The organism is Sphingobium aromaticiconvertens (genome assembly GCF_037154075.1).
Lineage (GTDB): Bacteria > Pseudomonadota > Alphaproteobacteria > Sphingomonadales > Sphingomonadaceae > Sphingobium > Sphingobium aromaticiconvertens.
In genome coordinates this window covers 2,528,454-2,547,013 of sequence record NZ_JBANRJ010000001.1, presented here as the reverse complement: position 1 = coordinate 2,547,013, position 18,560 = coordinate 2,528,454, and the positions used below count along the sequence as shown (strand labels likewise).

Genomic DNA, 18,560 nt, shown 5'->3' with positions numbered 1-18,560 from the left:
TCTCTGTCTCCGCCAGCGCAGACGCATCGCGTCGCCGCGTCATGTGCAGGCGGGAAGGCCTGGCGGAACCCTACCCAAGGGCGGGTGGCCTGCGTCCCGTCGCTACCCACTTTACCGTCGAGACGCACATGATGCGCGCAAGGAGGGGAACAGGCGTGAAAAGCACGACCATGAAATTATGCACCTATATGGGTGCCGTCGCCGGAACATTGATGTTCATCGGCATATGGCCGCTCGCGCAGATGTTCCCCCCGCTCGCCCCAGCGCTGCCCGCGGCCGAGGTCGCCGATTATTATCGCGCGCACCAAACCGGAATATTGGTCGGCGCGATCCTCATCATGGCCTGCTCCGTGCTGTTCTTCCCCTTCCTCGCGGCGGTTGCGACCTTCCTCAAGAAGATCGAGGGGCCGGTTTCGCCCCTGACCTGGGCGTTCGTGATGATCTGTGCCTATGGCTTCGTCACCGTCTTCTTCGCCGGCCTTTTCTTTACCGCCGCCGCTTATCGCCCCGACAATCCCGATGCGATCATCGCGACGCTGAGCGACATCGCCTTTTTTCTGTTCGTCATGCCCGCCGTCCCGGCCTTCGTGCAAAATGTCGTGACCGGCATCGCCATTCTCGGCGACAAGCGTGCGCAGCCGATCCTGCCGCGCTGGCTGGGCTACATGAACCTGTGGACTGGCGTGCTGCTGCTGCCCGGCCTTGCCGTGGGGCTGTTTAAGGTCGGCCCTTTCGCCTGGAACGGCGTACTCGCTTTCTGGGTGCCGGCGGTGGTGTTCGGCATCTGGTTCAACCTGATGATCTTCGCCATGCTCGGCTCGATCAAGCGCAACGTGCTGGCCGGCGAATGACGGTCCAACCCCTATCCGAACTACATGGCCGTGCCCGCAGCACGCGCGGGCATGTACCGGGAGAGGAAGGCGTCTGGGTCTTCATCGGCGGCGACCTGGTCGCCTTTGCCGTCTTCTTCATCACCTATGCCGTTGCGCGCCGCCAGGAACTGGCCCTGTTCGAAAGCGCGCAGACGTTGCTCGACCGGCGCCTTGGCCTGCTCAACACATTATTGCTGTTGACCAGCAGCCTGTTTGTTGCCCAGGCAGTCGCCGCCGTTCGCCGCCATGACCGCCGCGCACGCCCCTTGCTGCTCGGCGCGATCGCACTCGGCAGCAGCTTCGTGATCGTCAAGGCGTTCGAATATTCGGCCAAGATCGCTCAGGGCTTCACTCTCAACAGCAACAGTTTCTCTATCTACTATTACATGTTTACCGGCATCCATCTGATCCATGTGCTGATCGGCCTCGCTGTTCTTTGTTTCGCCGCCTCGCGCTTCGACCGCAACGGCCAGATGCCCGGCGGCGTGGCCCTGATCGAGGGCTGCGGCGCCTTTTGGCATTTGGTCGACCTGTTGTGGATCATCCTGTTTGCGCTGCTGTATCTGCTATGAGGACCGATACTGCCAAGCCCGGCGTTTACGCGAACCGCATCACCCTGGTCTGGGCGATGCTCGTCGCCGCCACCCTCTTGTCATTCGAAAGCATGTCGCTGGGCAGCGCAAGCGTGGCCCGTGCGCTCATCCTCCTCATTGCCTTCACCAAAGTGCTGTTGTTGGGGCGGGAATTCATGGAACTGCGCCATGCACCGCCCTTCCTGCTTTGCCTGTTCCAGGGCTGGGTTCTCGTCACCTGTGTCACACTACTCGTGTTGTTCCAGTTTTAGCGTCATCTTGCGGTCAAATCCGGCATATTGAGATAGTCGCGCCAGCGCGCGATCAGCCCATCCTCGTCGAACTCATAAACTGCGACCATCTGGTGCGGACATGGTCGCCCCACGCATCCTGAAAATTGACGGACCTTGTTCTCCAGTTCGAGGCCCATGCTCTTCTGGGCGTCGCTTGCCACGCCCCTTCAGCCTATCCAGATCCATACAAGTTCGACATCGACCGGCCGAACGTCAAGGATCACCTTGCCTTCGGTCACGGTATGCACATCTGCATTGGTAATGCCATAACGCGCAATGTCGTGCCTTCTGATTCAAAAGGTGATCACAAGGATGACCGATCTTACGCTGGCAGCACGTGCCGATGCGATCCAATGGGATAGCTCAACGCGCGCGCGGCATATCGGCAAGCTTTATCTGCGAGCCTGATCGCTGTCATCGACATGCCCCCAAAATCCGTCGTAGCTGACGGATCTTGGGGGCACTTTCTTTTCACGTAAAATGACTTTTGCGAGCGGCGTTTCAAAACCGTTTGCTGATGGAAACGAGAACATTCCAAGAGTGGCTCCGCTGGGGATCGGCAGCGATACGAGCAGAGAGCGTCTTTACGAGGGCATTGAGGATGGCGTTATGATCACGCGATGCGTTGACGGCCGCCACGAAATTCGGGCCGTTGGCGGCCCGCATCATATTGGCCCATTGAGTCCCCAACCGTTCCGCGTCGCCTGAACTCTGGAACTCATCCCAATAGGGGTCGGGAGATTCGAACAGGGTCAGGTGTTCGAGATTCAAATCGGGTACCCGTCCTTTATCAAACGGTGCGGCCAGTTGCTCTAACGACCGACCAGCCGATGGCGCTGTCATCTGTCGAGTTTCCTCGGCCGTTAACCACCCTTCTTCCCGCAACGCCACGATCGACTGCCAGAAATGCCCGGCCATCCATTCAAACCCATGATGAACCGGGCCGCGCCCCATGAACTGGCAAATGAGCCGCCCTCCGGGACGCAGTTCGGCACTGCGGGCCGTGAGAAAGCGTAACCAATCATCTGCGAGGAGCGCATCCACGGCGGCACATGCCCCTGCTTCCTGACTGAAGATCGCCCAGCCATGATCATCGACGTCGACAGGACTGCCACTCATCCAGTGCAGCGCATTGGATGACCAGCCCAGATCCACGCTACCCGGCGGCAATATGATGTCGAAATAGGACCGCCCTATTGCCGAGGGAAAAATCCCGCTCCTCCCCTTCAGATAGCTGGTCGGATCACTATCCAGCAGGGTGAATAGCGAGGCAAAGTCGTTGGAAGGCAAGTCGGTATGGACGACCTGAACGGGCCGGTCTGGATTGGTTGAGCGGACGAGGTCTATCGCCCTGCCAATGGGCGTCATCGAATTACGGCCCTGCGACGCGCCATAGTCCGCAATCGTCACGACTGCGGGCCCCTCGTTTGCCACGATCTGCGCAGCCGCCCCCAACAGGGGCAGGGCAGATTGGAGATTGGCGTTCTGAAGGGAAGAATGCCGATTATAAAGCCCGCCCCCAGCCATCGGGGCTATCGGATTGGCTTTTCCTTCATCCATAAAAAATGTCCGCTATGCGCTTGGAATAAGCTGCACTCTTTTCCGGTGACAAGCCATAGTGCGGAATGACCGGAGTGATCGCGTCGGCATGCATCGCGCGCTTCTCCACCCGCGCGCGCACTTCGTCAGCCGAACCGACGATCGCAATGCTTTCCACCATCGCATCGGTGCAGGCTGCGGTCATAGCAACATCATCCCCCCGTGCGAAGGCAGCCTGAATCGCCGCTGCCTCCCGGCCGAAGCCTATTTCCTCGAAGTAGCGCAGATATTGGGGCGACTGACTATAATAAGCCACAGTCGGGCGACAATCTTCAAGCGCTTCGCGCCGATCCTCCGCGATCGCAGTAAAGATCGAGATGTTGAGCGAGAAGTCCTTGCGAGCCCGACCGCTCCGATCGAGCCCCGTTTTGAGATTGGCGATCACCTCTCGCTCGATCCAGGCATCGTTCCACAACGGGTGGCCCAATAGCCCGTCGGCAATCTCTCCCGCCTGGGCGCAGGCTTTCTGGAACACGGCAGGCAAGACGATAGGAATGTCGCTTCGTACCGGCGGCTGAAGAAGGCGAAAATGCGACAGGTCGAGGCGATGATATTCGCCCTCCAACTGCGTCAATTCTCCGGTATGGCCCCGCGCCACAATCTCTCGGATCATGCCTACGATTTCGCGCATGTGCGCCAGCGGCTTGCCATAAGTGCTGCCGAAGGAGCCTTCTATCTGGCTTTGAGCGCTGGATCCCAGCCCCAGAACCACCCTGCCATTGCTGATAAGGTCAAGGTCAATTGCACTGCACGCAGTCTCGAGAGGGCTACGAACAAAAGCCAGCGCAATACCTGTCCCAAGTTTGATTCGCTCCGTAACCGGCGCCGCAGCCGCCAATGTGGTGAAAGGAGCACCAAACATCTGCGGCGCCCACATGCCCGCAACCCCGGCCGCCTCGTACCCCTGCGCCACTGAGGCCAGGGTTTCGCCGGGCATCGGTACAAGTTGCGCCCACACTGCTTTGCGTTGGGTCATTACCCGCTCCCTTGCAACCAAATTTGTCCATTGCAGGACTGTCGGTGCCCAAGCTTTTCGGCTCTTTCCCCTGTCGAAGGATAGTTGAATATTTGCGCTCGCGGTTCATAACGACCGCGCAATCCGTACAAGTGCCGACCGTCCCTACATGGAAAATTTTAACATATAATTCAGTTAGATAGGTTTTAACTGCGGATTACGCTTCGACGCCGGTTCGCACGCTTACATTCGGCCAAGCTATCGGCGGCGGCGCGTCGAGCAGCATGTGATAACGCTCAATGATGCCATGTCCAACACTCCACGACCCCTCGCTCGCCAAAGCCTGGGGTGAGTTCAACATGGGTCAATTCTTAATGGAAATTCCTGACCTTCTTGGGTCACATCTCATTTGAAATCAACACCCTGTTGCCATCCATACAATCCAGGCTCCCGCGGCCGCAGCGATTGTATCGCCCGACCGCCAAGTCGCATTCGATCGCGCCGGAAACGGCTGATGACGGAACTTCCATCCACAAGGCCTTGGCCGCCACCTTTCCTACGACAGGTCTTTGTCGGGCCGCGCACGGGAATGCTGAGGCTGCGCTCATCAGGCGCGCCGCGAGATGCATACTCCGCGAGAGGATTTTTTCTAATGCTGGCCAATGATTTCCGCACCACTGAAACCGTGAAGACTGTGTCCGAGCGCTATAGCTGGTACGTTCTTGGCGTCCTGACGCTGGCGCAGACCTGCCACGGTATCGATCGGGCGATCATCGGCCTGGTGCTCGCGCCCGTCGGCAAGGAATTCGGCCTGACGGACCGCGAGCTCGGGTTTCTCGCTGGCTTCGCCTATGGGATCTTCTTCGCGATCTCCGCAATTCCCTTCGGCATGGCCGTCGATCGCCACAACCGGCGCAATATCATGACGCTGGCGCTCACAATCTGGAGCAGCGCCACAGCATTGTGCGGACTCGCAACCGGGTTCTGGACGCTGCTGCTCGGCCGCGCGGCGGTCGGCACCGCAGAAGCGGCAGGATCGCCCACCGGCATGTCGCTGCTCAGCGACTATTTCGACAAGGACAAGCGGTCGACCGCGATCGGACTCTGGTATCTTAGTTCGGGCATCGGCCTAGCCATCGCCTTCTTCGTCGGCGGCGCGATCGTACAGGCCTATGGCTGGCGCTGGGCATTCTTCGCCGCCGGCATCCCCGGACTGTTGATCGCCCCGCTGCTGCTCTTCACGGTGCGTGAACCCAAGCGCGGGGGCCGCGATGCGGTCGTCCCCTCGGACGCGGCACTCGAGACCGCGAGCCTTAGAGTACGTATCCGTCTGCTCCTCGGCCGTCCCGGCCTTGCGCATTGCATCACCGCGATCATCCTGATCGCAACCGGCATCTACGGGATGAGCACTTGGCTCACGACGTTCCTGATCCGCGTCCACGACATGCCCATCAGCAAGGCGGGGCTGACGGTCGCGATCGCTTTCGGCGTCGTCGGATCGTTGGGCGGCTTCGCGGCAGGCTGGGGTGCCGATTGGCTCAACCGACGGATGGGCGGCTTCAATCCGGCGCGGACGGCCATGCTCGGTGCGACCATCCCCTTCGTCACTGCCCTAACCGGCGTCGGCACCGTCGCCTTCGACGATTTCACGATCACCATGGCGTTTATGATGGCATGCGGATTCTTCTGCGCTTCGTATAACGGGCCTATCTACGCTGTGATCGTGCATATTGCAGGCGCCCGACTGCGTGGGCTTGCGGTCTCGCTAGTGCAACTTGGCGCAAACCTGATCGGCGTGGGTGCGGGCACGTTCCTGATCGGCGCGATTAGCGATTATGTCGGCGGCACGCGCGGCGTCGCCTGGGGCATCGGTATCGCGATGGTGTTCGTCCTCTGGGGCGGCGTTCACCTCGTCCTGGCTTCACACAGTATAAAGCGAGCGGAAGAGATCTGAAATTTCCAAAACAAGAAAGTGAGAGGATAATCATGGCGGAAGCACAACGCACGCGAAGCCGGGTGATCGACCAGAACCCGGTGCCCAGACCCTATCAGAGCCGGACCGAACAGATCCCGATGGAGCGGTTCCGTCCGGATGCGGACTGGCTCGGCCGGATCATGGCGAACAAATATCCTGGCATCGCCGCGTATGCGATGGAGGTCGTGCAGATGTTCGACAGCCATACCACCAAGATCCGCGTCGCCGTCGACTGGAACGATGCCGGCAAGGCGGCGGGGCTGCCTCGGAACCTGTGCATCAAGTCGAACTGGGGCGGGCAGTTCGACAATGTCGACATCCATGCGCTCGAGGCGCGCTTCTATCATTTCCTGACCGACCGGCTGACGGCGCACACCGCGACCTGCTATTATGCGGACTGGAACGACGATGGCTCGGGCCAGGGCTTGGTCGTGCTGGAAGACCTGATCGACCGCGGCGGCAAGTTTGGACACAGCCTCCAGCATTCCGGCGTCGACGGTGTCGCAAGCGGGCTGGCGGATCTCGCCAAGCTCCATGCCGGCCTGTGGAACAGCCCGCTGATCACGCCGGACGCGGCGCCCTGGCTGCCGACGTCGATGGAGGTTCCGGTCGATTACGATCAGGTGCGCCTGATGGATCACTGGCTCGGCGAAAATCGCAAGGAGCCCAATTTCTGCGGGATCGCGCCGAAACATTATCTCGACGACCCGTCACGTCTCGAACGCGCCTATGACGCGCTTGTCGATTACGAACGAAAGTTCAAGGCGCCCTATTGCGTGATCCTGGGCGATTGCCATCAGGGCAACACCTATATCCTACCCAATGGCGAGCGGATGTGGCTCGATTGGCAACTGGGTCGGCGCGGCCGCCCGTGGCGCGACGTCACCTATTTCACCGTCGGATCGCTCACCATTGAGGAACGCCGTCAAAGCCACCGCGATCTGGTCGCGCATTATCGCGACTGCCTGATCAAGGAGGGTGCCACCGACGTCATCGGCATAGACGAGATCTGGGAGCAGATTCCGCGCTGGGTAATGTACGGAATTCAGGCATGGGCCGCCAACATGGATCACTGGGGGCAGAACGGCCTGCCAATGAACGAGCGTTTCTTCACGGCCGGCGAGGATCTCGGCTCCTGGAAGCTGTTGCTGTGCGAATGAGACCGGGCGCGGTTCGACCGCGCCCAGTCTGAAGCTGTTTCGCCAGGAAAACAAAAAGGCGCGCGTCCTGCGACGCCCCCTTCCTGTTCGACGATTTAATAGGTCCTGACCCTAGATGATCACCTCAGGCATAAGCAAGTTCCAGGCCGGGCACATCCCAGTTCAGCACCGCCACGCGCCCGGTGCTGCCCAGCGTCACATAGGCGGTCTTTAAATCGGGTCCGCCGAAGCAGATGTTGGTGGTGAGGAAATCAGGCATGGCGATGACGTCTGGCGAGCCGCCTTCCGGCAAGAATACCAGGATCGCGCCACCACCCGGAGATGCGACACAAATCCGGCCGGCGCCATCCACCGCAAGGCTGTCGAGATACTGCCCCGGCCCAGCTCGGCCGACGATGCTGGCGCCGTTCGGCATCATCGCGCCCGCTGGATCGATCATGCCGGGCGCCGACAGGCGGAAGCTAAGCAGGTGCGCCTCATAAGTCGCGGCGACATAGAGCGTGCCACCGTCCGGTGAGAGTCCGATGCCGTTGGGCGCATCGACCGGCGAAACGACCTCGCGGATCGCGCTGCCGTCCGCCTGCGCATAATAGATCGCGCCACGCATCCGCGCCCGTCCCCGATCACGCCCGAAATCGGTGAACCAGAAGCCACCTGCGGCATCGAACACGATGTCGTTCGGTCCCCAGAACGGTGTTTCCTCGCTGTGGGCGTAGAGCGTCTCGAAATCGCCGGTTTCCAGATCTACGACCTGGATCGATCCCGGCGGCGTATCATGGGGTGCCTCGTGCGGCAGCAGCACGCTGCCTTCGAGCTCGACGTGGTCGAAACCCCCATTGTTGCAGACATAACAGCGTCCGTCCGGGCCGATCGCGGCACCGTTCGGCCCGCCGCCGAGTTCGGCGACGATCGTGCGGCTGCCATCGGCGGCGACGCGGGTGAGGCGACGGCCGAGCACCTCGACCACCAGTACGCTGCCATCCGGCATCGCGATCGGGCCTTCGGGCATCATCAGCCCGCTGGTCAGGAATTCGAGCTTACCCGCCATCGTCTCTCCAATCACTTTCCCACAGCGTATATCTTTAGCCCGCCTGGCCTACCCGCCTTCTGGCAGGTGAAGGCTTGCCTGCGGAATGGCGATCTCTTCGCGGTCTCGGTTCTGCAATGCTTTCGGGTTACGCTCGATGCCAAAGATATTCGGCGGCCGACTTAAAGAGGTGATGTAAAATGACCGAAGCGCTTTCCAAGCTCAACTTCCGCGATGTCGGTGGCATGCCGACCGAAGATGGCGGCGCGCTCAAGCCCGGCATGATCTATCGCTCCGAAGGTCCGGCCAGCTTTCAGGAGGTTCACCGCAAGGAACTCGCCGCGCTCGCCATCCGCCTCGTCTGCGATCTTCGCGCCGATACCGAGCGCAACAAGGATCCAAACGACTGGACCGAGACGGCGCGGTTGCTGAACCTCGACGTCACCAACGATCTGCGTGTCGAGACCAACGACGGCTGGATGACGCTTAAGAACGACCCTACCCCGGAAGGCGCACGGAATGCCTTGAACGGCAATTACGCCGCGATTCCGGGCGCGATCCGGCCGCATCTAAAATCGCTGATCGATGCGATCGTCGATGGCGAGACACCCGTTCTCGTCCATTGCACGGCGGGCAAAGACCGCACTGGCGTGATGATGGCGATCCTGCTGATGGCGCTGGGCGTGCCACGCGACGTGATCGTGGCGGACTATCAGCGCTCAGACGTCTTCGCGCAGAATCTGCGTATTCGCGGCGGCATCCCCGAACAATTCGAGGAAGCCTTCGGCTTCCGGCCGAGCGAGGCACTGATCGACACGATGATCGGTGTTAATCTCGAGTTCCTCGATTCCGCGCTCGGGGGGATCACGCGCGAATGGGGCTCGATCGACGATTTCTTCCTGGCCGCAGGCGTGGATGCGGATCAACTCGCACGTTTTCGCGACACGCTCGTCGTCCGCGTGGTCGAGGAAGCCTGACCAGCCTTGCGGACCCACGTCGCAAGGCCCATCATGTCGCGGAGCGTGCCGTCGGGATACTACCGGCGGAACAGGTCATGGCGCTGAAGCTTGGCGACAACCGTTTCCGCGGACAGCCGCAACATCGTCCGCATGATCGCGGGGATTACAAGAAAGCCGTCATAGGCGCCCCTCGTGATCCAGTCCTCGATCTGAAATTGAGCGCATTGCCGTCGAACGACGACGTCACCAGGTTCCTCGCCGCGCGCCCGTCGCTCAGGTAATCAAGGGACATGAAGCGGCGCGCGAGCGCGAACGGTTCATCGAAGCTGGTCATCGCCGTCGCGGCCAATCCAAGGGGCGTCATACTGCCCCTCAGTCTCGATCACTCCGTTCGCGGCCGCCTGGATCGCCTCGGTCCGGGCGCGCGGCGCATAGAATTGAGAATACCATTGGCGATAGCGCCGGAACGGCCCGTCGCCGGGAATCTGGACGACCTTGAGTGTGGGCCGCTTGCGCTTGAATATCTCCATGTCCTGGTTGAACTGGTAGAGGCTGATCGCCGATATCTCGGCGTGGGCGCGGACGTCCTCCTCATCCGGTGCATCGCCCACGGCGCGCATCATCGTGCCGTGGAAGCCACAGACTTTGCCGTCCTCCGTTGGCGTGTGCGCGAAAAAGAAAATCAGCGGTCGCGGCCCGTCCGAATAGGCGAGCAGCAACGCCGGCCCGGTATAACGACTGCTCACCGTGAAGGGCGCACTCTCCGCGCCGTCCACCATCATCACGCTGGTGCTGTCGGTCTGCGCGCGATGCCCGTCAAAAGTAACGCGGTGGCCGACAAGCCGGTCGTGGCCATGAACATTGGCGTTGTGGATCTTGTCGACGCCATGCTCGGCCAGCTCGAGCTGGTGGACGGCCATCTCGGGCACCTCCGCAATCGTCCAGCGCATCCAGCGGGGATCGGCCCATTCGGGAAGCGCGGGCAGCTCGTAGGTCGGCGCGCCGCCTTCGGGATCATGCCACGCGAAAATGCAGCCGGCCCATTCCTGCACCTGCCAGGATCGAATCCCCATCGCCTTCGGAATCGTGATCCGCGAATAGGGGATTTCGGTGCACTGGCCGTCCGGCCCGAACTTCCAGCCGTGATTGGGGCAGCGGATACTGTCGCCCTCGGTCTGGACACAATGGAGCGCGGTCGCGCCGGTCGGCCCGACGGCGAGATGTGCGCCCATGTGCGGGCAATAGGCATCCAGCATCACCGGACGACCGCTGGCGCCGCGATAGAGCACGACATCCTCACCAAAGACGCGCGCCTCTATCGGCGTCGCGGTCAGCCAGTCGGCAGCCGCCACCATCATCCAGCCACGGGGATAGTCGAACTCTCCAAGCCCATAATCGCGCGAGGTCGCCATCGTCTCATCCTCCTTGGCAACGCATCCCCCCTGTGCAGCCGCCATGAGCGCACGCCCGAGGCCGGTGGAGACGCCCGTGATCAGCCAGCGCCTGGATGCGGCGTTCGCACCCATATCAGCGCGCCTTCTGGTTCAGGATCGGCTCCATTCTCGCTAATGCGAGATGGTCTGGGCCGGCATCGGGACCGGCGATCACCAGGCAGTGGCGCAGCGTCCGGCGATGGAATAGGCGAGTGAGCGCTGCATCCTGTTCCGGTCCGGCCCGTTTGATGTAGCGCAGCAAGGCGAGATCGGCCTCCTCCAGGCTGGTCAGACGCGATCCGATTACCGCGGCGACATCCGCAAGATCCTCGCGCTCAAGCCAGCCGCGATAATGCCCGCGCGTCCGCAAATAGCCAGGGATGGAGAGCATGATACCGCGCTGCCAGTCCTGCAACGCTTCGGTTTCCTCCAGCCGGGCGATATCGGCCGCGAGCTTTTCCAGCGCCATATCCTCGAACGGCGTAGACTCCGGCTCGGGCAGGCGAATGTCGTCCAGTTCGAGGCCGATAATCTCCGCGAGTGCCTCCATGCAGCGCCGGCCGATCATCGCGACCTGGACGGCGCTCTCCACCCAATCGCCGCCGCGTCCCGTCTCGCGCAGACCAAATAGCGGACCGTAATAGGCTTCTCCCAGGAAGCCGACGGTGTGATAGGCGATGGCGTCATAGTCAAGCGCGTGGCCGCCGGACTTCTCGTAATGGCGGAACAGCGCGGGCACGTCGCCCATATTCTCGATCGGATGGCGCCCCCGGAAGCAGGCGAGATCGCGCATGGGATCGGCGAGATGCCCAATCTCGACATCGAGGATGCAGGTAACGTCGGGGCCGTCCGACAGGAACTGGCCGCAGTCACCCGTGACGAACGCGATTGCGGCGCGATCAGCCGGCACATTCCGCCTGAGCCACCGCACGCAGAATTCGACGAACGGATCGGTGATCCCCTGCTCGGTCGTCATCGCATGGAACCGCTCATAATTGTGGAGAGCGATCTCACGCGTGCCGGTGGGCAGGAACGCGCCCTGGGCGGCGAACTTTTCGGGCGGGATGTGGTGCATCTCGCCCAATATCTCCATATAGCGCAGCGAGGCCTGCCAGCGATCGTCGCTCATCGTCGAGGCGTTTTCGATCGCCTCCTGGATCAGGCCGGGATCGCGCCCGCCGCGCACCCATTCCATGACGATCGTATTCGGCTCGGGGCATGTGCCCAGGATGGCGGGGATCGGCATGCCATTCTCGTGCAGCGTGCGCTGCATGCGCATTTCATAGTCGAGCGGATAGGGATGCGTCGGCCAGGTCCGGTCGCCCTTCAAGAGGAACTCCTGCACCGCGCCGTTCCGCTTGGTAACGGCGCGCCAAACCGGGCGCCAGCGGCGCTGCTTGTGGAGTACGATGTCCGTGCAGCCGAGATTGTCCTCCAGCCAATGGTCGAGCGAAGCCCTGTCCTGGCCGTGGCTTTCGAGTTGCGCGGCGGTTGCCGGTCGATGCATGGTCGCCTGTCCTCTCGATATATCGTCGTAAAATAGGCGAACGTCAGCTGGCCGCACCGGCGGACATCGTGTCGAATGCCTTCAAGATCGCAAGACTGTCGAAATATTCACGCCAGAGAATGATCCGCTCGTCGCGGATGCCGATCACAAAGACGTAGCTGTTTCGATAGTCGCCGCCGCCCCGCAGCCGTCCCTTGCTGCTTGCCTCTAGCAAAAGCGTAGAATCGCCAGCGCACCAATAGATTTTGGCGGGCGTGATCTTTATCTCTTCGAGGCTCGCCCGGCCTTCGCGAAAGGCGGCCATGACGGCGGCATGACCGTGGCTGAGGGTCGGCATGGCCGGCGGCGCGAAGGGGAATTCCGCGCGCACCTCCGGGTGGAAGCAATCGGCGATCGCATCAATGTCGCCCGCGTTGAAACCATCCAGCACATGACGAAGCAGCGTGTTCGCCCTCTCCTCGTCGCTCACGGCGCCCTCATCGTTCACGGCATGTCCTTTCCTGTCGCGGCGTCCTGTGCGGAGCGTCTGCGCGCTCTTCGTCGGAGGCCCGTTCGAACAGCTGCAATAATGATATCCGTCGAACACCCACCCTACCCAAGGGTTGGTGGACAGTTCGGCAATTGATAGGGTCTCGTTATAGTAACTGCCCTTGTATAGCGAAGAGGATGGTTGAGTTTCCTAGACCCGCTTCCATAACATTCTCGAATAAGAGTTCGGCGGACACAAATCCGTCTGGGGGGATGCTATGAACAAGTTGCTTTATTCGGGTCTTGTCGGCGCCGTGTGCGCCTCGTTCCCAGCCACTGTGCGCGCACAGGCAAGCGGCGCACCCGCGGTCGCGCAAGACCAGATCGAAGACATCGTCGTCACCGCGCGCCGGAGCGAGGAAGCCTTGCAGACCACGCCGGTTGCTGTGACGGCCCTTTCAAGCGCCGGGCTAGAGCGTAAGCAGATCACCGATGTCGCGGCGGTTCAGCGCGCGGCGCCGAACCTCACGATCACCACGGGCACGCCCGCCGCCTCGGGTTTCGCGATCATCTCGATGCGTGGACAATCCAATCTCAACGCGGGCAACGCCTCGGACCCCGCCGTCGGCATCTATCTGGATGGCGCGTATATTGCGCGACCGGCCGGTGCGCTGTTTGATCTCGTCGATATGCAGCGGGTCGAGGTCTTGCGTGGTCCACAGGGGACGCTGTTCGGACGTAACACCATCGGCGGCGCGCTCAACCTGACGACCAATCAGCCGGATGGCGACCTGCTGCTCTCGGGCCGCCTGACGGCGGGCAATTATGGCAACCTGGAAGCGACGGGTGTGCTGAACCTCCCACTCAGCGGCGACGAGCTGGCCGTGCGCATGGCGTATAAATATCGCGAGCGGGACGGCTTCGGCCGTGACGGGCTGACCGGCAAGCCGCTCAACGACAAGCGCGACGATCAATATGCCCGCTTCCAAGCGCGCTGGGCGCCCGCTTCCTCCGGCTTCGAAGCGGTCTTCGGGTTCGACTGGAACAAGAGCAACGACAGCGGCCAGCTCGCCGGTGCGACCGGGATCAATCCGCTCGTCGTGGGACCGGCGGCGTCACAGGCGCTTGAGGCGGCCTATCTCCACCGCAAATCGGACTGGTATGTCGGCTACAACACGAGCGACACTGGCACCAACGCGCTCTACCAGCCAAGCAATCATGTCGACGGCTGGGGCACGTCGCTACGCCTTTCCGCAGAGCTGGGGGCGATCACGGCCAAGTCTATCACGGCTTATCGCAAACTCGACAGCAGCGGCTATATCGATCTCGACGGTACGCCGGTCTCGTTCCTCGAACCCTATAATCGTTATCGTTCCAAGGGCGTGAGCCAGGAATTTCAGCTTTCGGGGACAATGGGCGAATTTAGCTGGATCGGCGGTGTCTTCTATTTCCGGGAGAAAAATACCGAGCAATCGGATGCCCGTATCTTCGCCGGGCCGTGGTTCCGTAACTATGCCGACATCGTCAACGAATCCTATGCCGGCTATGTTCAGGGCTATTACCAGATCAGCGATCGTCTCCGCGCGACGGCGGGCTTTCGGTACACTTGGGACAAGCGCCATGTCGTGATCCAGAATCTGGCAGCAATCTATCCAGCACCGGTGTGCGGCGTCGACGTCGCTAATCGCGACGACGGCGTCAACTGTGCGCAGACGCTCGACAAGAAATTCGACTATCCTGCCTTTACGGTGGGCCTCGACTATCAGGTGACCGACAACATCTTCGTCTACGCCAAGAGCAGCGGCGCCTATATGGCTGGCGGTTGGAACCTGCGGCAGGGGTCCGCGCCGGCGTTCAAGCCCGAGCAGACCAAGGATGTCGAGATTGGTGTGAAGGCCGAATGGTTCGATCGCCGCCTGCGCACCAACATCGCGATATTCCACAGCTGGCAGAGCGACGTGCAACGTAATATTTCCGCCGTCGTCTCCACGCCCAACGGCGACGTTTCCACCCAGTTCATCCGCAACGCCGGCGACGCCCATGTGACGGGTTTCGAATTTGAAGGCACCATGGTGCCCTGGCGCGGCATGGAGGTGACCGGCCAGTTCGGTTACACTGACGCCCACTACAACAAGGGCACGTTCCTGGATGTCCAGACGATCGGAGGCATTGCGGGGTGCAATGGCGGCGCAGCCATCGGCACCTACAACTGCACCGTCGACCGCAGCGGCGAGCGCCTACCGCAGGTTCCCAAGATCACCTACGGGATTGGCGCCACGCAGACGATTCCTACCAACTTTGGCTCAATCGCCGTTCATGCCGACTATGCGTTCATCGGCAACCAGACCTTCGCGCCTAATACTCCGGCCGCAGCCCAGCCCGCCGCAGTTAAGGCCGCCTATGCACGTGCGAACGAACTCAGCCGCATCGCCGGATACGGCCTTCTCAACGGTCGCCTGACGCTGAGCGTGGACGACGAACATTTCGAATTGTCGCTCTGGGGCCGCAACATGCTCGGCAAGAAATATTACACCCGCAGCTTTTCCGATCTCTATACGTCGCTCGGTTCCGCAGTGTCCTTCATCGGCGAACCGCGCACCTACGGCCTCACCGCCTCCTTCAAGCTCGGCGACTGATCCGAAGGCCAAGCGGGGTCGAACGCGTCGCACGGTTTGGCCTCCTATCAACGGGTGGTTTCGGCTGTTCCCGGCTTCCGCTATGAACGGCCCTTCGGATCGGTGCGATCACAACGATCGCATAAGTTCGCGTCAGGCGGGTTGGAGTAAGGATGGCCGACCGATACTGGACACCACCCAGGCGACGACGAAGGTGGCCGGCACCGTCACCAACGCGGGATAATCGGTCGGCAACAGCGGTGCCGCATGGCCCAGCGCCTTCACCCAGAAGGCTGGCCCCGCGACAATACCGGCCACGCTCGTCACCAGCCCGAACAGCCCCGCCGCGACCGCCCCGGACGCCGTCAGCCCGCGCCAATAGATTGCGAGGATTAAAAGCGGGAACGTCGTACTCGCCGCGACTGTCTGCCCCATAACGATAAGGAAGGTGATATTCTCTTTCTGGAACAAGATGGCGAGCAGCGTACCCAGGATCGAGGTGGCGATCGCGGCGGTGCGGAACAGCGCGACTTCGGATCGCTCCGACAAAGGCGGTCCGCGTCTCAGCCCCAGCACCAGATCGTGCGAGGTCGCGGACGAGATCGAGATGGTGAGACCAGCGACGACCGCGAGGATGGTAGAGAAGGCGACCGCGCTCATCAGCCCGAACAATAGATCGCCGCCCATCAGCCGGGAGAGGTGCATCGTGATCATGTTAGTCCCGCCGATGATCCCTCCGGCGGAATCGCGCAAGCTGGGGTCTCCGCCAACGAACGCGATCGCGGCCGGACCCACCACCAGCAACACCGTGCCCATCGCGATACCGATAATGGTCGCGCCCAATACGAGCGATTGCCGGGCCGCGCGCTCATCCGGCACGGTGAAGAAGCGGATCAGCAAATGCGGCATGCCCATCATGCCGGCCATCTGGGTGAGCGCCAGGCTGATCGCGCCGAACAGGCCGAGCTTGAGCCCCCCGAATTCGAGCATCTTGCGGCTGCCGGCGCTCGCTTCCGCCATGTCGAACAGCGCGCCATAACCACCCGCCTTCCATATGCATAGCCCCGCCAGCACAGCGATCATCGCGATCAGGATCACCGCCTTGATGATCTGTACCCACGTGGCGGCGAGCATGCCGCCGAACGCGACATAGCCAGTCATCAGTGCGGCCACGATCACCACCGCCAGGTTGAACGGCAGGCCAAACACGATCGAGATCAGCGCACCCGCCCCCACCAGCTGCGCGACCAGGTTGATCAGCGAGATCACGATCGTGCACAGCCCGATCACCATCCGCATCCGGGGCGCACCGAGCCGGTGGGTGATCACATCGCCGAGCGTGTAGCGACCGAGCCGGCGCAAGGGGCCGACGATCAGCGTCAGCATCAGGAACAGGCCAGCGAGCGGCGTGATCAGATAGGGTGCAGCGTCCATCCCCACTGCGAAGAACAGCCCGACGATGCCAAGTACGGTGCCTGCAGACAGGAAATCACCCGCGATCGCCAATCCATTCTGCGTCGCGGATATCTTGCCCTCGGCGGCGTAGAAAGAGGCGCGCCCGGTGTTGCGTCTCGCAGCCCAGAAGGTGATTGCGATCGTGATCGCGACGGTCGCGAGAAAATAATGGATTTGGCTCATCGTTCGTCACCAGACGCCAACGGCGCCCAGTTGGCCGCGACGAACATCGCGAACCAACCGATTGCCAGCCACACCACCACGGGCAGGCCAGCCGCGTCTTCATAGAGCCATGCGGGCACGAGATCAGGACGCCCCTGCATCAGAATCAGCGGGCAGATCGCCACGACGGCGAAGGTGATGCGACGGCCGATACTCACCCTGGCTTTTCCTCCCGTTCAGCACCAGCGCGCGATCCCGTCACACCGATACAAAATACGAATTTGATAATGATCATGTCAAACGTGATCAGGGCGATCGAATGTCGCCAACGCGACTGCATCGGCCCCATCCACCCCGTCAAGCTCCGTAGATATAACTCCCCTTGGTCAGCGATGCCTGGTAGCCAGGCCGGGTGTGCAGGCGCCCGAGCCAGGCGATGATCTCAGGATAATCGTCGATCGACGCAAACGCCTTGGCCAGTTCCGCCACGAAGCTGACCTGGATGTCTGCAGCAGTGAACAGATCACCAAGCAAATAAATCTTCCCGCGGAGCGATCGGTCGAGATAGCCCAGCACCAGCGCCAGTTCAGCATCCGCCGCCGGGCCGAGAGCGGTTCCCTCCAGCCCGAACGCGCGCGCATAGACCTTCATCATGATCGGATTGCTGCCGATCGAAACCGCGAAGTTCATCCATTCCAGATAGGGCAGCAATTCCGGCCCATCGGTATCGGGCATCAACCTGCCCTGGCCATGGCGCAACAGGATATAATCAATGATCGCGCCCGATTCGACGATCGACCGCCCCTCCGCCTCCAGCACTGGCGCCTTGCCGATCGGATGTGCGGCCTTCAGCGCGGGCGGCCCCAGCATCGTCACCGGAAGCCGCCGATGATAGACCAGATCGTAAGGGCAGCCGAGTTCCTCAAGCAGCCAGACGACCTTCTGTGATCGCGAATCGCTGAGGTGGTGGACCTTGAGCATGACGTCTTCTCTCAGCCTACCGTTGCGGTCAGAACCTGCTGCACGTCGATTCCCATCTGCTTGGAGACGTCGCCCGTATCCCAATATTCGCGCCACGATCGGATCAATCCATCGGGTCCGCACTCGAACACCGCACACACTCGCGACGACACCTTGCGGTCGCCAGCATGGAGCGTAACGTGATCGGAGCGTTCGGTGAAAACGAAGCGCCCGTCGGATGCGACGGCGTGGATTTCGCAACGGCAATCATAATAGGTCTCATACTGTGTCCGCAGAATCTGCGCGATCGCGGCACGGCCGACATAGGCAGCTGTCGTCGGCACCAGCGGCTGATAGGATCCATCCTCGGCAAAATAAGTCATCAGCCGGTCGAAATCCGGCGCATCGTGAAACTCTGCCAGGAAGGCGAGCACATTGGCTTGCGCAGCGTCGGTCATTTTCTCTCCCATCATGGCGCTTCGCGATCGAAGTCGATTCGCTCGGGTGGGGACATGACAGGTTCCGCCGGCGTCCGGCCCTAGACAAGG

19 protein-coding genes and 1 pseudogene are annotated in these 18,560 nt (G+C 61.6%); 9 read left to right on the top strand and 11 right to left on the bottom strand.

Annotated features, from left to right (window positions below; all coding sequences use genetic code 11):
* Positions 1 to 155 precede the first annotated feature (155 nt).
* The 3 genes from WFR25_RS12205 to WFR25_RS12195 are packed head-to-tail and all read left to right on the top strand — an operon-like array spanning position 156 to position 1,716.
* A complete protein-coding gene (locus tag WFR25_RS12205) occupies positions 156 to 851 on the top strand; it encodes a hypothetical protein (RefSeq protein WP_336971215.1) in 696 nt (231 codons plus the stop codon).
* A complete protein-coding gene (locus WFR25_RS12200; protein WP_336971213.1) occupies positions 848 to 1,444 on the top strand; it encodes a cytochrome c oxidase subunit 3 in 597 nt (198 codons plus the stop codon). The genes WFR25_RS12205 and WFR25_RS12200 overlap by 4 nt, the downstream gene beginning before the upstream one ends.
* Positions 1,441 to 1,716 carry a cytochrome C oxidase subunit IV family protein gene (locus WFR25_RS12195; RefSeq protein ID WP_336971212.1) on the top strand — a complete coding sequence of 92 codons (276 nt, stop codon included), beginning with the start codon at positions 1,441 to 1,443 and terminating at the stop codon, positions 1,714 to 1,716. The genes WFR25_RS12200 and WFR25_RS12195 overlap by 4 nt, the downstream gene beginning before the upstream one ends.
* 2 nt (positions 1,717 to 1,718) lie before the next feature.
* On the opposite strand, the gene WFR25_RS12190 is transcribed toward WFR25_RS12195, so the two are convergent.
* On the bottom strand, positions 1,719 to 1,898 hold the full coding sequence (locus WFR25_RS12190; RefSeq protein ID WP_336971211.1) for a nuclear transport factor 2-like protein: 180 nt from the start codon (positions 1,896 to 1,898) through the stop codon (positions 1,719 to 1,721).
* Here WFR25_RS12190 and WFR25_RS26600 point away from each other — a divergent pair.
* Positions 1,881 to 1,955: pseudogene (locus WFR25_RS26600) on the top strand (hypothetical protein); the annotation flags it as partial. The gene WFR25_RS12190 and the pseudogene WFR25_RS26600 overlap by 18 nt on opposite strands.
* Positions 1,956 to 2,238: 283 nt before the next feature.
* Here the strand turns inward: WFR25_RS26600 and WFR25_RS12185 are convergent.
* A complete protein-coding gene (locus WFR25_RS12185) occupies positions 2,239 to 3,264 on the bottom strand; it encodes a class I SAM-dependent methyltransferase (protein ID WP_336974883.1) in 1,026 nt (341 codons plus the stop codon).
* Positions 3,265 to 3,289: 25 nt separating this feature from the next.
* Complete coding sequence (locus WFR25_RS12180; RefSeq protein WP_336971210.1) at positions 3,290 to 4,312, bottom strand: LLM class flavin-dependent oxidoreductase; 1,023 nt, start codon at positions 4,310 to 4,312, stop codon at positions 3,290 to 3,292.
* 631 nt (positions 4,313 to 4,943) lie between these two features.
* Here WFR25_RS12180 and WFR25_RS12175 point away from each other — a divergent pair.
* Positions 4,944 to 6,245 (top strand): spinster family MFS transporter, encoded by a 1,302-nt coding sequence (locus WFR25_RS12175; RefSeq protein ID WP_336971208.1) that lies wholly within the window; start codon positions 4,944 to 4,946, stop codon positions 6,243 to 6,245.
* A 32-nt stretch (positions 6,246 to 6,277) separates the two neighbouring features.
* A complete protein-coding gene (locus WFR25_RS12170) occupies positions 6,278 to 7,426 on the top strand; it encodes a protein kinase family protein (protein ID WP_336971206.1) in 1,149 nt (382 codons plus the stop codon).
* A gap of 124 nt (positions 7,427 to 7,550) precedes the next feature.
* Here the strand turns inward: WFR25_RS12170 and WFR25_RS12165 are convergent, their stop codons facing one another.
* Complete coding sequence (locus tag WFR25_RS12165) at positions 7,551 to 8,474, bottom strand: SMP-30/gluconolactonase/LRE family protein (RefSeq protein WP_336971204.1); 924 nt, start codon at positions 8,472 to 8,474, stop codon at positions 7,551 to 7,553.
* Positions 8,475 to 8,653: 179 nt separating this feature from the next.
* Between WFR25_RS12165 and WFR25_RS12160 the strand changes: the two genes are divergently transcribed.
* Complete coding sequence (locus WFR25_RS12160) at positions 8,654 to 9,430, top strand: tyrosine-protein phosphatase (protein WP_336971202.1); 777 nt, start codon at positions 8,654 to 8,656, stop codon at positions 9,428 to 9,430.
* Positions 9,431 to 9,507: 77 nt separating this feature from the next.
* Positions 9,508 to 9,693 carry a hypothetical protein gene (locus tag WFR25_RS12155; protein ID WP_336971200.1) on the top strand — a complete coding sequence of 62 codons (186 nt, stop codon included), beginning with the start codon at positions 9,508 to 9,510 and terminating at the stop codon, positions 9,691 to 9,693.
* Positions 9,694 to 9,729: 36 nt separating this feature from the next.
* Here WFR25_RS12155 and WFR25_RS12150 read toward each other — a convergent pair whose 3' ends face one another.
* From WFR25_RS12150 to WFR25_RS12140, 3 genes are read right to left on the bottom strand one after another with little or no spacing between them, the layout of a single operon-like run.
* Complete coding sequence (locus WFR25_RS12150) at positions 9,730 to 10,938, bottom strand: aromatic ring-hydroxylating dioxygenase subunit alpha (protein WP_336971199.1); 1,209 nt, start codon at positions 10,936 to 10,938, stop codon at positions 9,730 to 9,732.
* Between the two features lies 1 nt (position 10,939).
* Positions 10,940 to 12,352 (bottom strand): protein kinase family protein, encoded by a 1,413-nt coding sequence (locus WFR25_RS12145; protein ID WP_336971198.1) that lies wholly within the window; start codon positions 12,350 to 12,352, stop codon positions 10,940 to 10,942.
* Positions 12,353 to 12,395: 43 nt separating this feature from the next.
* Entirely contained in the window at positions 12,396 to 12,839 is a 444-nt protein-coding gene (locus WFR25_RS12140) for a nuclear transport factor 2 family protein (protein ID WP_336971196.1), read from the bottom strand.
* Positions 12,840 to 13,098: 259 nt separating this feature from the next.
* Here WFR25_RS12140 and WFR25_RS12135 point away from each other — a divergent pair, with 259 nt between their 5' ends.
* Positions 13,099 to 15,456 (top strand): TonB-dependent receptor, encoded by a 2,358-nt coding sequence (locus WFR25_RS12135; protein WP_336971195.1) that lies wholly within the window; start codon positions 13,099 to 13,101, stop codon positions 15,454 to 15,456.
* Between the two features lie 132 nt (positions 15,457 to 15,588).
* Here the strand turns inward: WFR25_RS12135 and WFR25_RS12130 are convergent, their stop codons facing one another.
* From WFR25_RS12130 to WFR25_RS12115, 4 genes are all read right to left on the bottom strand, one after another.
* The gene (locus WFR25_RS12130) at positions 15,589 to 17,073 is read right to left on the bottom strand and encodes a solute symporter family protein (RefSeq protein WP_336971194.1); all 1,485 of its coding nucleotides are present in this window, start codon (positions 17,071 to 17,073) and stop codon (positions 15,589 to 15,591) included.
* Complete coding sequence (locus WFR25_RS12125; protein ID WP_336971193.1) at positions 17,070 to 17,270, bottom strand: hypothetical protein; 201 nt, start codon at positions 17,268 to 17,270, stop codon at positions 17,070 to 17,072. The genes WFR25_RS12130 and WFR25_RS12125 overlap by 4 nt, the downstream gene beginning before the upstream one ends.
* A gap of 139 nt (positions 17,271 to 17,409) precedes the next feature.
* Positions 17,410 to 18,033 carry a glutathione S-transferase family protein gene (locus WFR25_RS12120; protein WP_336971192.1) on the bottom strand — a complete coding sequence of 208 codons (624 nt, stop codon included), beginning with the start codon at positions 18,031 to 18,033 and terminating at the stop codon, positions 17,410 to 17,412.
* Positions 18,034 to 18,044: 11 nt separating this feature from the next.
* Positions 18,045 to 18,470, bottom strand: coding sequence for a nuclear transport factor 2 family protein (locus tag WFR25_RS12115; protein WP_336971191.1), 426 nt, complete (start codon positions 18,468 to 18,470; stop codon positions 18,045 to 18,047).
* Positions 18,471 to 18,560 lie beyond the last annotated feature (90 nt).

Coding starts and splice junctions, on each gene's coding strand:
- WFR25_RS12200 (WP_336971213.1), top strand. CDS start 848: ATGACGGTCCAACCCCTATCCGAACTACATGGCCGTGCCCGCAGCACG.
- WFR25_RS12195 (WP_336971212.1), top strand. CDS start 1,441: ATGAGGACCGATACTGCCAAGCCCGGCGTTTACGCGAACCGCATCACC.
- WFR25_RS12185 (WP_336974883.1), bottom strand. CDS start 3,264: ATGGCTGGGGGCGGGCTTTATAATCGGCATTCTTCCCTTCAGAACGCC.
- WFR25_RS12180 (WP_336971210.1), bottom strand. CDS start 4,312: ATGACCCAACGCAAAGCAGTGTGGGCGCAACTTGTACCGATGCCCGGC.
- WFR25_RS12175 (WP_336971208.1), top strand. CDS start 4,944: ATGCTGGCCAATGATTTCCGCACCACTGAAACCGTGAAGACTGTGTCC.
- WFR25_RS12170 (WP_336971206.1), top strand. CDS start 6,278: ATGGCGGAAGCACAACGCACGCGAAGCCGGGTGATCGACCAGAACCCG.
- WFR25_RS12165 (WP_336971204.1), bottom strand. CDS start 8,474: ATGGCGGGTAAGCTCGAATTCCTGACCAGCGGGCTGATGATGCCCGAA.
- WFR25_RS12160 (WP_336971202.1), top strand. CDS start 8,654: ATGACCGAAGCGCTTTCCAAGCTCAACTTCCGCGATGTCGGTGGCATG.
- WFR25_RS12155 (WP_336971200.1), top strand. CDS start 9,508: ATGGCGCTGAAGCTTGGCGACAACCGTTTCCGCGGACAGCCGCAACAT.
- WFR25_RS12150 (WP_336971199.1), bottom strand. CDS start 10,938: ATGGGTGCGAACGCCGCATCCAGGCGCTGGCTGATCACGGGCGTCTCC.
- WFR25_RS12145 (WP_336971198.1), bottom strand. CDS start 12,352: ATGCATCGACCGGCAACCGCCGCGCAACTCGAAAGCCACGGCCAGGAC.
- WFR25_RS12135 (WP_336971195.1), top strand. CDS start 13,099: ATGAACAAGTTGCTTTATTCGGGTCTTGTCGGCGCCGTGTGCGCCTCG.
- WFR25_RS12130 (WP_336971194.1), bottom strand. CDS start 17,073: ATGAGCCAAATCCATTATTTTCTCGCGACCGTCGCGATCACGATCGCA.
- WFR25_RS12120 (WP_336971192.1), bottom strand. CDS start 18,033: ATGCTCAAGGTCCACCACCTCAGCGATTCGCGATCACAGAAGGTCGTC.
- WFR25_RS12115 (WP_336971191.1), bottom strand. CDS start 18,470: ATGACCGACGCTGCGCAAGCCAATGTGCTCGCCTTCCTGGCAGAGTTT.